This window comes from Xanthomonas translucens pv. cerealis, from assembly GCF_006838285.1.
Classification (GTDB): domain Bacteria; phylum Pseudomonadota; class Gammaproteobacteria; order Xanthomonadales; family Xanthomonadaceae; genus Xanthomonas_A; species Xanthomonas_A cerealis.
The window spans coordinates 358439-370885 of sequence record NZ_CP038228.1; the positions used below are offsets into that span (position 1 = coordinate 358439).

Here is a 12447-nt window from a genome sequence, read left to right on the forward strand (position 1 = left end):
TGCAAGGTCGTCCATGTCTTCTTCCCTTCGCATCGCCATGGCCCAGTTCGATTTCCCGGTCGGCGCCGTGGCCCGGAACACCGATCGCATCATCGCGATGATCGACGAGGCGCGCGACGAATACGGCGCCGACATCGTGCTGTTCCCGGAGCTGGCGGTCAGCGGCTATCCGCCGGAGGACCTGTTGCTGCGGCCCGGCTTCCTCGCCGATTGCGAACTGGCGGTGCAGCGCATCGCGGCGCGCGTGCACGGCATCGTGGCGGTGATCGGCTGGCCGCAGAGCGCCGGCAGCGTGGTCTACAACGCGGCCAGCGTGCTGCGCGGCGGGCAGATCGAAACCACCTACCGCAAGCGCGAACTGCCCAATTACGCGGTGTTCGACGAGCGCCGCTATTTCGATGTCGATCCGGATGGCGGCAGCTGCGTGTTCGAGGTCAACGGCACGCCGGTCGGTCTGGTGATCTGCGAGGACCTGTGGTTCCCCGAGCCGCTGGCCGATACCGTGCGCAACGGTGCCGAACTGGTGCTGGTGCCCAACGCCTCGCCCTATGAGCGCGGCAAGCATGCGCAGCGCGATGCGTTGCTGGCCGAGCGCACCCGCGAGACCGGTGCGGCGCTGGCCTATCTCAACGTCGTCGGCGGCCAGGATGCGCTGGTGTTCGACGGCGCCTCGGTGGTCGCCGATGGCGACGGCAGCGTGCATCCGGCCGCGGCGGCGTTCACCGACCAATGGCTGGTGGTGGACTACGCCACGCAGACGCGTGCGTTCACCCCGTTGCGCTGGATCGACGATGGCGACGAAAGCATGGACGCGCTGGCCTGGCGCGCGGTGGTGCGCGGGCTGCGCGACTACTGCGGCAAGAACCGGTTTTCCAAGGTGTGGCTGGGCCTGTCCGGCGGCATCGATTCGGCGCTGGTGCTGGCGATGGCGGTGGACGCGTTGGGGGCGGACAACGTCACCGCGGTGCGGCTGCCGTCGCGCTATACCGCCGACATGTCCAACGACTTGGCCGATGAGCAGTGCCGCGCGCTGGGGGTGAAGCTGGAGACGGTGGCGATCGAGCCGGCGTTCGAGGGCCTGTTGCAGGCCCTCGGTCCGTTGTTCGAAGGAACCCAGCCCGATGTCACCGAAGAGAACCTGCAGTCGCGCAGCCGCGGCGTGATCCTGATGGCGCTGGCCAACAAGTTCGGCGGGCTGTTGCTGACCACGGGTAACAAGAGCGAGTACGCGGTCGGCTACGCCACCATCTACGGCGACATGTGCGGCGGCTATGCGCCGCTAAAGGATCTTTACAAGACGGAGGTGTTCGACCTGGCGAAATGGCGCAACACGGTGGGCGGCGCGCCGGTGATCCCGTCGGCGGTGATCGCGCGGCCGCCGTCGGCGGAACTGCGCGCCAACCAGACCGACCAGGATTCGCTGCCGCCGTATGACGTGCTGGATGGCATTTTGTACCGCTATGTCGACCAGGAGGAATCCCGCGACGAGATCGTCGCTGCCGGCTACGCCGCGGAGGTGGTCGATCACGTGGTGCGGCTGGTACGCATCACCGAATGGAAGCGGCACCAGGCCGCGCCGGGACCGAAGGTGTCGCGGCGCGCGTTCGGTCGCGAGCGCCGTTATCCGATCAGCAACGGGTATCAGGCGTAGGCGGGAGGCAATGCCGCGGTTTCGCGGCGCTTCGTCGCAAGTTCCATGATCGGTGGGTGCCGGTCGCGGCTGAAGCCGCTCCTGTAGGTGCGGGCCATGGCAGGCGTCCGCAGCCGGAAAACGGCGCCGCCGCGCATGCCGCTGTGCGAGTCCCGAGTCCCCGGTCCCGAGTCCCGGCCTCCCTCACACCGCCTGCAGCAACCGCAATCCGAACGCATCGCCTTGCGCGTTCCAGCCGTGGCTGACCCGCAGACCGGCGGCCGCGGCCATCTCGCCGAAGCTCTGGTCGCTGTATTTTTGGCTGTATTCGACCTGCATGGCTTCGCCTGCGGCGAAATCGAAGCGGTGTCCGGCCACGTGCACCTGCTGCGCGCGCTGGCTGACCAGGAAGGTCTCGATGCGCTGGCGTTCGCGCGCATACACCGCGCGGTGGCGGAACTGCTGCAGGTCGAAGTCGCTGCCGATCTCGCGGTTGAGGCGGCGCAGCAGGTTCAAGGTGAACTCGGCGGTGATCCCGGCCGCGTCGTTGTAGGCCGCTTCCAGCATCGACACGTCCTTGATCAAGTCGACGCCGATCAGCGCGCAGCCGTCGTGGCGCATGGTTTCGCGCATCGAGCGCAGCAGCTGGATGCCGTCGTCGCGGGTGAAGTTGCCTAGCGTGGAGCCGGGGAAGAACACCAGGGTGCGGCGCGCGCTGCGCTGCGGCGCCGGCAGCGCCACCGGGGTGGTGAAGTCGGCGCAGACCGGCAGCATCTGGATGCGCGGGAAGCGCTCGGCCAGGCGCGCGGTGCTGGACATCAGCATGTCGCGCGAGATCTCGATCGGGGTGTAGGCCACCGGCGCGCGCAGGCCTTCCAGGAGCAATTCGGTCTTGCGTCCGCTGCCGCTGCCCAGTTCCACCACGTGCGCGCCGCCGCCCACCGCCTGCGCGATCGACGGCATCCGCGCTTCCAGCAGATCCAGCTCGGTGCGGGTCAGGTAGTACTCGGGCTGGCGGGTGATCGCCTCGAACAAGCGCGACCCCTCGGCGTCGTAGAAATACTTGGACGGCAGTTGCTTGGGGCTGCGCGACAGGCCGGCGATCGCGTCGGCGGCGATGTCGTCGGGCTGCGGGTGCAGGTCGGTGAGCGCGGCTTCGGTCAGGGCGCGGGCGGTCGCGGCGTTCATGCGGGGTCCTTGGCCAGGCGCACGCCGGCGAATTGCCAGCGCGCATCGGAGGGAAAGAAGTTGCGGTAGCTGGCGCGGATGTGGTCGTGCGGCGTGGCGCAGCTGCCGCCGCGCAACACCCACTGCGCATTCATGAATTTGCCGTTGTATTCGCCCAGCGCGCCCGACCAAGGCCGGAAGCCGGGGTAGGCCAGGTAGGCGCTGCCGGTCCATTCCCAGACATCGCCGAACAACTGCTGCAGGCCGGCTTCGCCGTGCGCTGCGGAGCGCGGGTGCAATGCGTCGGTGTCGACGAAGTTGCCGGCGATGGCCACGCCGGTGGCGGCCTGCTCCCATTCGGCTTCGGTCGGCAGGCGGGCGCCCGCCCAGTGCGCATAGGCGTCCGCTTCGAACAGGCTGATGTGGCAGACCGGCGCATGCGGGTCGCGCTCGCGCCAGCCGCCCAGGGTGAACTCGCGCGCGCCGTCGGCGTGCCAGTACAGCGGCCGCTGCCAATCGTTGGCGCTGCGCCGCGCCCAGCCGTCGCTGAGCCACAGGGCGACGTTGCGGTAGCCGCCGTCGGCGACGAACGCAGCGTATTCGGCATTGTTCACTGGACGGCTGGCCAGCGCATGCGCCGGCACCAGCACGCGGTGCCGCGGCGATTCGTTGTCGTAGGCGAAGCCGGCATGTGCGGGCCAGCCGGGCGCGCCGATCTCGCACATTTGCTCGTCGCGCTGGATCCAGCGCAACGCCGTGGCCGGCGCTTGCGCCATAGCCAGATCGTCGCGATACGCCGGAGCCAGCGGGTTGCTCCAGAACGCGTGCTTGATGTCGGTCAGCAGCAGCTCCTGGTGCTGCTGCTCGTGATGCAGGCCCAATTCCAGCACCTGCAGCGTCTGCGCCGACAGGTCGCCGGCCTGCAGCCGCGCCAGCACCCGCGCCTCGATCTCGGTGCGGTAGTCGCGCACCTGCGCCATGGATGGGCGCGACAGCACGCCGCGGCGCGGCCGCGCATGCATCGGGCCGACGCTCTGGTAGTAGCTGTTGAACAGGTAGTCCCACTGCGGGTCGATCGCGCGGTAGCCGGTGTCGGCACCCAGCACGAAGCGTTCGAAGAACCAGGTGGTATGCGCCAGATGCCATTTCGCCGGACTGGCATCGTCCATGCTCTGCACCATCGCGTCTTCCTCGCTCAGTGGCGCGGCGAGCAGGCTGGTGCGCTGGCGTACGCTGCGGAAATGGGCCGCCAACGACACGCTGGACGCTGCGGGCGAGGGGGATGCCGCCGAAGAGGTCGCTTGCATCCAGCAAGCTTAGGGGACGAACGTGAATATGCCGTCATGTGCGGCGAAAAATCGCGTTGACCTGCCGAGTTTCCATACGTTTACGTATGTGTCGAATCGCGTGGCCGATTCGGTGACATGCGTCGATAGGTTAGAAGGGCGTCGCAGAAACGCCGCGCCACGGGGCACACAATGGCGGCTGTTGCCAGCGATGTGAGGCCGCCATTGCCCCTGTACGCCGCGCTTGAGGCCATGTTGTCGGAAATCCGTGAGCGCCGCGACGAGTTTGTCGAGCAGGCTTGCCTGGCGCCGGATATCGTGGAAAAGCTGCGCCGGGTGGGCGTGTATCGCGCGCTGGTGCCGCGCAGCATGGGCGGCGACGAGGTCGGCCCTGCGGAGTTTTGCAAGCTGATCGAGCGTATCAGCCAGGCCGATGGATCGACCGGTTGGGTCGCCAGTTTCGGGGCCTCGATCAAGTACTTGGCCGCGTTGCCGCTGGAAACCCTGCAGCGGATTTACGCCGATGGCCCAGACGTGGTGTTCGCCGGGGCGGTGTTCCCGCCGCAGGCCGCGCAGGCCAGAGCCGATGGCATCCACGTGGCCGGTCGCTGGAAGTTCAGCAGCGGCTGCACCGCGGCGTCGCTGTTGGGCGTGGGCATCGCCCTGGATACCGACCCGGTACCGGGTCTGCCGCGCATGGCGGTGCTGCCGCGCGACCAGGTGCGTATCGAACACGGTTGGGACGTCATCGGCATGCAGGGCACCGGCAGCCACGATGTGGTCGTGGATGCCGCGGTCGTGCGGCCGGAGTGGACCTTCATCCGCGGCGGTGCGCCGACCCTGGCGGCGCCGCTGTATCGCTACCCGTCGATTGCCTTTGCCGCGCAGGTGCTGGCAGTGGTCGGCCTGGGCGTGGCGCGTGCGGCGCTGGACGAGATCGTGGCCGTGGCCGATGGCCGCGTGGCGATCACCGGTGCGCCCAACCTGGCCGATCGCGCCTATGTGCAGATCGAACTGGCCAAGGCCGAAGCGCAGTTGCGTTCGGCGCGCGCGTTTTTTTACGAAACCACCGAAAGCGTCTGGCAGGCGACCTTGGCGGGCGATGCGGTCGACCCGCAGCAGGTCAACCTGTTGCGCCTTGCCTCGACCAATGCCGCCCGCGCAGGCGCCGACGTGGCGCGCGCCGCCTTCACCCTGGCCGGCACGTCCGCCATCTTTTGCGCCGAGCCGATGCAGCGTTACCTGCACGATGCGCTGGTCGTGGCGCAGCACGCGCTGCTGGCCGAAGGCCACTGGCAGAGCGCGGGACGCGTGTTGCTCGGCCAGTCCACGCCACCCGGCTACCCTTGATCGGCAGCCTCCCCGAGATGCGGCATGATGGGGTCGTCGATTGCAGATAGCGCCGCAGGCCAACATGCCAACCGCTCCGTCCACTCCGTCCACCGCGGCTTGCAACGCGCCGCCGATGGCGCCGCTCGACTTCCTGCAGGCGCCGCATGCCTTCGTCCTGCCCGAGGGCGTGCGGTATCTGGACACCGCCAGCAAAGGCCCGCGGCTGGCCAGCGTGCTTGCCGCTGGGCAGGCGGCATTGGCGCAGTCGATCGCGCCGTGGACACTGTCCTTCGACGTCTGGCGCGCGCAGATCGAACAGCTGCGCGGCCTGGCCGCCGCGACCCTGTTCGAGGGCGACGTGGACGGCGTGGCGATGGTGCCGTCGGCCGCCTACGGCCTGGCCAGCGCGGCGCGGCAATTGCCGCTGGCGGCCGGCGATGCGGTGCTGCTGCTCGATGGCCAGTTTCCGTCGAACCTGTTGCTGTGGCAGCAGCGCTGCGCCGAGACCGGCGCGCAGTTGGCGGTGGTGCGGCGCGAACCGCAACAGGACTGGACCGAGGCGGTGCTGGCGACGCTGGACGCGCAGCCGCGGGTGCGCATCGCGACCCTGCCCAATGCCTACTGGCGCGACGGCGCGCTGCTGGACCTGGAGCGCATCGCAGCGCGCGTGCATGCGGCGGGCGCGGCGCTGGTGCTGGACCTGAGCCAGAGCCTGGGCGTGCTGCCGGCGCGGCTGGCGGCGTGGCGGCCGGACTTCGTGGTGGCGGTCGGGCACAAATGGCTGCTCGGGCCGATGGGACTGGCCTGGCTGTGGGCCTCGCCGCACTGGCGCACGCACGGGGTGCCGATCGAGCACCACTGGCAGGCGCGCGATCCTGGCGCGGACTGGAACTTCCCGGCCGCAGCGCCGCCGCCGTTCCGCGCCGGCGCGCGCCGCTTCGATGCCGGTGGCGTGGCCGAACCGTTGCGGCTGGCGATGGCCAGCGCGGCGCTGCAGCAGCTGCAGCACTGGCAGCCGGCGCGGATCGCCGCGCGGCTGGGTGAACTTGCTGCGGCGTTCGAGGATGAGCTACAGGCGCAGGGTGTTGGCGATTGGACGGTGCCTGGGCATGCACCGCATCTGTCCGCGCTGCGTCCGCCGGCGTCTGCGCTGCACGCCTTGCTGCCGTGGCTGCAACGCGCGCAGGTGATCTGCACGCACCGCCACGGCGCGTTGCGCATCGCGCCGTACCTGCAGCTGACGCCGGAAGCGATGCGTGGGCTGGCGCGGGAGATGGTTGCTGCGGCGCGCGGGTGAGCGCGGGCTTTGATCGTTTCTGGAAGAATTTGCAGCCAGCCTGTTGAGTGCACTGCAGGAGAGGCTTCAGCCCCGACAGGCGAGCAAACCGCCAAGGTGCCTGGCTTCGTTCGTCGCGGCTGAAGCCGCTCCTACAGGGGCTTGCGGCGAGGACGCGCAGGCTTCAGCGACGCGCCGCCAGGCGCAGGCCGCGCGGAGTCAGCCAGCGCTCCAGGCCCTCGAACAGCGCCTGTACCAGCAACGCCAGTACCGCCGCCGGCACCGCGCCTTCCAGGATCAGGCCGATGTCGTCCAGGCGGATGCCGGTGAGGATCGGCTGGCCGTAGCCGCCGGCGCCGATCAGCGCGCCCAAGGTGGCGGTGCCGACGTTGATCACCGCCGCGGTCTTGATCCCCGCCAGGATGGTGCGCAAGGCCAGCGGCAGTTCGATCCGCCACAGCCGCGTGCCCGGCGGCAGGCCGATCGCCGCCGCGGTTTCGCGCAATTCGCGGGCAATGTTGGTCAGGCCGGCATGGGTGTTGCGCACGATCGGCAGCAGGCTGTACAGGAACAGCGCGGCGATCGCCGGCTTGGCGCCGATCCCGAACAGCGGAATCATGAACACGAACACCGCCAGCGACGGCAGCGTCTGCAGCACCCCGGTCAGCGACAGCAGCACCTGGCCGAGCCGCGGCCGATAGGCCGCTACGATGCCCAGCGGCAGCGCCACCAGCAGCGCCAGGCCCAGCGACAGGCCAACCAGTGCCAGGTGTTCGCGGGTGCGTTGCAGCAGGCGCGCCAGCCGGCTGTCCTGCGCCGGTGCGGCGATGCCCAGCCACTGCGCGGCGATCGCGCTTTCGGCGCGTTTGTGCAGTTCCGCGTCGGCGTTGAGCCGTTGCATGGTCGCCGCGTCGATGCGTCCGCCCAGGTCCTGCAGCGCCTGCACGAACTGCGGCGCGCGCTGCGCCAGGTCGTTGCGATACAGGAACACCGCGGCGTAGCGCGGAAAGTAGTGGCGGTCGTCCTGCAGCACCAGCAGGTCGTGCGCGGGGATCTCGGCGTCGGTGCTGTACAGGTCGGTGATGTCGATCGCGCCGCTGTCCAGCGCGCGATAGGCCAGGTCGTGGTCCAGCCCGGTCGGGGTCTGCGGCAGTCGGTAGGCCGCGCGCACCCCGGGCCAACCGTCGGCGCGCGATACGAACTCGTTGCTGAGCCCGAGCTTGAGCGACGGATGCGCGGCCAGGTCGGAGACACGGGCGATGCCCAGCGCCTGCGCGCGCTGCCGGCGCATGCCGAACGCATAGGTGTTGTCGAAGCCCAGCGGCGCGCTCATCGCCAGGCCGCGCTGCGCCAGGGTGCGGCGCAGCGCGGCATCGTCGGCGTCGGGCAACTGCAGCAGTTCCGTAGCCAGGGTGCCGGTGTATTCGGCATAGGCGTCGATCGAGCCCTGCTGCAGCGCGCGCCACAGGATGCGGGTGCCGCCGAGCTGGCGCCGGTGTTCGACGTCCACGCCGGCCCGGCGCCCGGCGCCGGCGGCGATCTCGCCGAGCACCACCGCCTCGGTGAAGTTCTTCGACCCGACCACCACCTTGGCCGGCGCCGCCATCGCCGTGCTGGCGAGCAGGGCGCACAGCGCCGCGAGCACGATCAGCGCCGCCGCGCGGCGGCGCATCGCGGCCCTCACCGCGCGTCCTCCAGCGTGCGCTGCGCGTGCAAAAACTGGCCGACGAACGGCTCGGCCGGCGCATCCAGCAGTTCGCGCACGCTGCCTTGCTGCACGATGCGGCCGCTGCGCATCAGCACCAGGGTGTCGCCCAGGTAGGCGGCCTCTGCGACATCGTGGGTCACCAGCACCACGGTCTTGCCGAGCAGCGCGAACAGCTCGCGCATCTGCGTCTGCAGTTCGTGGCGCACGATCGGGTCGAGCGCGCCCAGCGGTTCGTCGAGCAGCAGCACCGGCGGGTCCAGCAGCAGCGCGCGGATCAGGCCAACGCGCTGGCGCTGGCCGCCGGACAGTTCGGCCGGATAGCGCGCCAGCAAGGTCTCGGGCAGGCGGCACAGCGCGGCAAGTTCGTGCAAACGGGCATCGATTTGCGGCCGCGTCCAGCCCAGGGTCTGCGCCAGCAGCGCGGCGTTGTCGCGCGCGCTCAGGTGCGGGAACAGCCCGCCTTCCTGGATCACGTAGCCGATGCGGCGGCGTTGCGCCAGCAGGGTACTGCGGCGCAGCGGCTCGCCGTGGAAGCGGACCTCGCCGGCGTCCGGCCATTCCAGCCCGAGCAGCATGCGCAGCACGCTGGATTTGCCGGCGCCGCTGGGGCCGATCAGCGCGGTGCTGCGGCCCGGGGCGATGCGCAGATCGACCCGGTCCAGCGCAAGTGCGTCGCCGTAGCGGCGGGTGACCTGATGCAGTTCGAACATGCGTTCAAGCATAGCCGGGCCACGGCGCCCGGCGCGCGAAGGCGCGGCCGGCGCGCTCAATCTGCGAAATCGGTCAGCAGTTGCAGCGTCGGCTTCGGCCGCGCCAGGTCGTACATCAGGCCAAAGTGGCCTTCCACGCCTTGCAGATCGGTCTGGTCCAGCAGTTTCGTAGAGGTTGATCTCGGCGATCACGTCGGCCTAGTCGGTCTGCAGGGTGCGCACGATCTGCGCCACGCTGTCGTAGCGGGCGCCGTCGCCGGCATCGCCGCCTTCGCTGTTGCCGGCGTAGACCTCGGCGCAGTTGACCTCCTTGAAGAACACCTTGCCGCCGTACTTCTGCGCCGCGCCGCGCATCTGCCACAGGTACAGGTCCATCCAGTAGCCGCGGTCGTGGTGGAACGGGTAGTAGTGGAAGCTGATGTGGTCGAAATCGAAGCCCGAGGCTTCGGTCATGTCCACGAGCCACAGCGAGCCGCGGCGGTCGCCGGGGCAGCGCGCGTTCGCGGAATGATCGTCGCTGTTGCAGGCGGTGATGTTGATGGTGAATTCCAGGCCGGCGCCGAGTTCGTCCGAGGCCTGCTTCACGCCGCGGTACATCGCGGTCATCGCGTCGATGAGTGCCCGCGCGCCGTCGCGGCTGTAGTCCTGCTCGTTGCCGATCTCCCGCAGTTTGATGTCGGCGGCGTAGCGCCGCGCCAGCTGATAGCCGATCTCGCGCGACATCGGGTACACCATCGGCCGCAAGGCGATGCGGTACTGGTGCGATAGCGCCACCAGCCGATCCAGCACGGCGAAGTTGCGCGGATCCACGTCGAAGCGGTGGCTGCGCAGATTGCGCTGGCCGAGCAGCTTGAACACGGCCACGGCCACGGCCTGGCTCAGCGGGTAGGCGGGGCGGTCGTCGTGGTCGTTGACTGCGAACACGATGGCCGGTGCGGCGGCGCTGGCAGGCAGTGAGCGCCGGCGAGGGCGAGCGACAGGAGCGGCAGAGGGGCCGGCGAGCGTTGTGGCGGCAGGCGGCGCCGCAGCCGCGCAGAGACGGCGTGGGAGTGGATCGAGCCTCGCAAGCGACAGTTGCGTTCGGCGCGCAGCGGCTGAGCGTTGCAGCACAGATCGCGACACTGGTAGCGGTCGGTGCCATTGGCCGGGATCGCATGTCCAGGGCGCTGCCGCCGGCCACTGTGCTGACAGCCGCGGTCCTGGGCGGGCGCAGCCTGGCGTGCAGCCGGGTCCACGGATGACAGCGGCAATGGCTTGGCCGCCAAACGAAAAAGGGGCCTTGTGGCCCCTGTTTTCTTGCACCCGGCAGGTTGGCTAGTTCGCCATCTGCGAGTTGGACTGCCCGGTGGAGGCGGACTTCTCGCCGGCGAACGGGTTCAGCTTGCGGATCATCCACGGGTACTGCGGCCAATGCCCGGTCAGCCATGGATGCTTGGGGTCGTTGAGTTCCAGCACCCGGCGCGCATCGTCGGCCAACGGCTTGTTGCCCAGGTGGGTGTAGGCGTCGGCCAGCACCGCCACCGCGTCGTACTGGTAGGCGCTCTGCGGATAGGTTTCCAGCAGGTAGCTGGCGCGGCCAGCGGCCGACACCCAGGCGTTGCGGCGCAGGTAGTACAGCGCGTTGTCCAGCTCGTGCTGGGCGAACACGTTGCGCAGTGCGATCATGCGCTGGCGTGCATCGGCGGCGTAGCGGCTGTTCGGATAGCGCTCGGCGACGATGTTGAAGTCGGCGTAGGCCTGCTGCGGCGTGGACAGGTCGCGGCGGCTCGGGTCCAGCGACCACACCCGGCGCAGGAACACCGTGTCGCGGTTGGAGTTGGACAGCCCGCGCAGGTAGTACATGTAGGCGATGTTGCGGTGGGTCGGGTAGGTGCGGATGAAGCGGTCGATGCTGGACACCGCGTCGTCGTGCTTGCCGGCCTTGTACTGGGCGTAGGCGGATTCGATCATCGCCTGCTCGGTGTACTGGCCGTACGGGTACTGCGCGATCAGGCGCTTGAAGCTGCCCTCGGCGCCGGCCCAGTTGCTGGTCTGCATCTGCGTGTGCGCCTTCTGGTACAACTGGTCCACCGGCATCCCTTCCTCGGGATTCTTGTTCTTCTGGCGGTGGCAACCCGTCGCCACGACGACCATGACCAGCATCAGGGCGATGAAACGGACGTGCGCGGAGAGCGGGACGGAGCGTCGGATCATGGGTTCGGGCAGGACACGTCAGGAATACGAAGGGGCGATGATAGCCTAGTGGCCTGTCCGGCGACTGACTATGGCCGCCGCGACCCTCCCTTTCCGACCCGGCCGTGCCATTTCCATGCCCAATACCCTCCCGGACACCCCCGAGGACGCTGCCTCCGACGGCCCGCGCCAGGCGCGTGTGCCCGACCACGCCGCCGGCCGCCGCTTCGACGCGGTGCTGGCCGAACTGTTTCCCGAATTCTCGCGCTCGCGCCTGGCCGAATGGATCAAGTCCGGCGACGCGCTGCTGGACGGCGCCCTTGCGCGGCCGCGCGACGCCCTGCGCGGCGGCGAGATCGCCAGCCTGCACGTGGTGCTGGAGACCCAGACCCACGCGCTGCCCGAGGACATCCCGCTGGAGGTGCTGTACGAGGACGACCAGGTCATCGTGCTGAACAAGCCGGCCGGGCTGGTGGTGCATCCGGGCGCCGGCAATCCCACGGGCACCCTGGTCAACGCACTGCTGTACCGCGACCCGTCGCTGGCGTCGCTGCCGCGGGCGGGCATCGTGCACCGGCTGGACAAGGACACCAGCGGCGCGATGGTAGTGGCGCGGACCCTGCCGGCGCACACCTCGCTGGTGGCGCAGCTGTCGGCGCGCGACGTGCACCGTCAGTACCTGGCGGTGGTGGCCGGGCCGCTGGTCTCCGGCGGCACTGCCAATGCGCCGATCGACCGCCACCCGCGCGACCGCCTGCGCATGGCGGTGCGCGAGGACGGCCGCGATGCGGTCACCCATTACCGGCTGCGCGAGCGGTTCCGCGCGCATACCGCGCTGGAGTGCCGCCTGGAGACCGGGCGCACCCACCAGATCCGCGTGCACATGGCGCACCTGAAGCACCCGATCATCGGCGATCCGCTGTACGGCGGCGCGCTGAAGCTGCCCAAGGGCGCTACCGATGAACTGATCGCCGAACTGCGCGGTTTCAAGCGCCAGGCGCTGCATGCCGAGACGCTGGAATTTAAGCATCCGCTGACTGGCGAGCCGGTGCGCGCCAGCGCGGCGGTGCCGGCCGACCTGCAACGGCTGCTGGCCGCGCTGCGCGTCGATTCGCGGCTGGCCGCCGAGCAGGCGCGGCGCTGAGGATGGGACGGCTGGGCGCAGG

9 protein-coding genes and 1 pseudogene are annotated in these 12447 nt (G+C 69.6%); 4 read left to right on the forward strand and 6 right to left on the reverse strand.

The genetic code is table 11. From position 1 onward, the window contains the following. Positions 1 to 13: 13 nt before the first annotated feature. A complete protein-coding gene (locus E4A48_RS01610; protein WP_142741790.1) occupies positions 14 to 1651 on the forward strand; it encodes an NAD+ synthase in 1638 nt (545 codons plus the stop codon). 183 nt (positions 1652 to 1834) lie between these two features. Here the strand turns inward: E4A48_RS01610 and egtD are convergent, their stop codons facing one another. Together egtD and egtB are read right to left on the reverse strand one after the other, a co-directional pair. Then, on the reverse strand, positions 1835 to 2818 hold the full coding sequence (gene egtD, locus E4A48_RS01615) for an L-histidine N(alpha)-methyltransferase (protein WP_039005779.1): 984 nt from the start codon (positions 2816 to 2818) through the stop codon (positions 1835 to 1837). Further along, complete coding sequence (gene egtB, locus E4A48_RS01620; RefSeq protein WP_058195833.1) at positions 2815 to 4104, reverse strand: ergothioneine biosynthesis protein EgtB; 1290 nt, start codon at positions 4102 to 4104, stop codon at positions 2815 to 2817. Before egtB ends, egtD begins: the two co-directional genes overlap by 4 nt. A 231-nt stretch (positions 4105 to 4335) precedes the next feature. Between egtB and E4A48_RS01625 the strand changes: the two genes are divergently transcribed. Together E4A48_RS01625 and E4A48_RS01630 are read left to right on the forward strand one after the other, a co-directional pair. Next, complete coding sequence (locus tag E4A48_RS01625) at positions 4336 to 5433, forward strand: acyl-CoA dehydrogenase family protein (RefSeq protein WP_235426715.1); 1098 nt, start codon at positions 4336 to 4338, stop codon at positions 5431 to 5433. Positions 5434 to 5497: 64 nt separating this feature from the next. Continuing rightward, positions 5498 to 6712 (forward strand): aminotransferase class V-fold PLP-dependent enzyme, encoded by a 1215-nt coding sequence (locus E4A48_RS01630; RefSeq protein ID WP_409976357.1) that lies wholly within the window; start codon positions 5498 to 5500, stop codon positions 6710 to 6712. Positions 6713 to 6875: 163 nt separating this feature from the next. On the opposite strand, the gene E4A48_RS01635 is transcribed toward E4A48_RS01630, so the two are convergent. The 4 genes and pseudogenes from E4A48_RS01635 to E4A48_RS01650 form a co-directional block, all read right to left on the reverse strand. Beyond that, on the reverse strand, positions 6876 to 8363 hold the full coding sequence (locus tag E4A48_RS01635; RefSeq protein WP_142741791.1) for an ABC transporter permease/substrate-binding protein: 1488 nt from the start codon (positions 8361 to 8363) through the stop codon (positions 6876 to 6878). A gap of 8 nt (positions 8364 to 8371) precedes the next feature. Next, a complete protein-coding gene (locus tag E4A48_RS01640) occupies positions 8372 to 9109 on the reverse strand; it encodes an ATP-binding cassette domain-containing protein (protein ID WP_039008922.1) in 738 nt (245 codons plus the stop codon). Between the two features lie 56 nt (positions 9110 to 9165). Then, a pseudogene (locus E4A48_RS01645) lies at positions 9166 to 10063 on the reverse strand (hypothetical protein). Positions 10064 to 10423: 360 nt separating this feature from the next. Then, positions 10424 to 11302 (reverse strand): outer membrane protein assembly factor BamD, encoded by an 879-nt coding sequence (locus tag E4A48_RS01650; protein ID WP_039005774.1) that lies wholly within the window; start codon positions 11300 to 11302, stop codon positions 10424 to 10426. Between the two features lie 115 nt (positions 11303 to 11417). Between E4A48_RS01650 and rluD the strand changes: the two genes are divergently transcribed. Beyond that, positions 11418 to 12425: a 23S rRNA pseudouridine(1911/1915/1917) synthase RluD gene (gene rluD, locus E4A48_RS01655; protein ID WP_039005773.1), complete on the forward strand. Its 1008-nt coding sequence runs from the start codon at positions 11418 to 11420 to the stop codon at positions 12423 to 12425. The last annotated feature ends 22 nt before the right edge of the window (positions 12426 to 12447 follow it).

Excerpts from the sequence above, each read along its gene's own strand:
- E4A48_RS01610 (WP_142741790.1), top strand. The coding sequence starts at position 14 with ATGTCTTCTTCCCTTCGCATCGCCATGGCCCAGTTCGATTTCCCGGTC.
- egtD (WP_039005779.1), bottom strand. The coding sequence starts at position 2,818 with ATGAACGCCGCGACCGCCCGCGCCCTGACCGAAGCCGCGCTCACCGAC.
- egtB (WP_058195833.1), bottom strand. The coding sequence starts at position 4,104 with ATGCAAGCGACCTCTTCGGCGGCATCCCCCTCGCCCGCAGCGTCCAGC.
- E4A48_RS01625 (WP_235426715.1), top strand. The coding sequence starts at position 4,336 with ATGTTGTCGGAAATCCGTGAGCGCCGCGACGAGTTTGTCGAGCAGGCT.
- E4A48_RS01630 (WP_409976357.1), top strand. The coding sequence starts at position 5,498 with ATGCCAACCGCTCCGTCCACTCCGTCCACCGCGGCTTGCAACGCGCCG.
- E4A48_RS01635 (WP_142741791.1), bottom strand. The coding sequence starts at position 8,363 with ATGCGCCGCCGCGCGGCGGCGCTGATCGTGCTCGCGGCGCTGTGCGCC.
- E4A48_RS01640 (WP_039008922.1), bottom strand. The coding sequence starts at position 9,109 with ATGTTCGAACTGCATCAGGTCACCCGCCGCTACGGCGACGCACTTGCG.
- E4A48_RS01650 (WP_039005774.1), bottom strand. The coding sequence starts at position 11,302 with ATGATCCGACGCTCCGTCCCGCTCTCCGCGCACGTCCGTTTCATCGCC.
- rluD (WP_039005773.1), top strand. The coding sequence starts at position 11,418 with ATGCCCAATACCCTCCCGGACACCCCCGAGGACGCTGCCTCCGACGGC.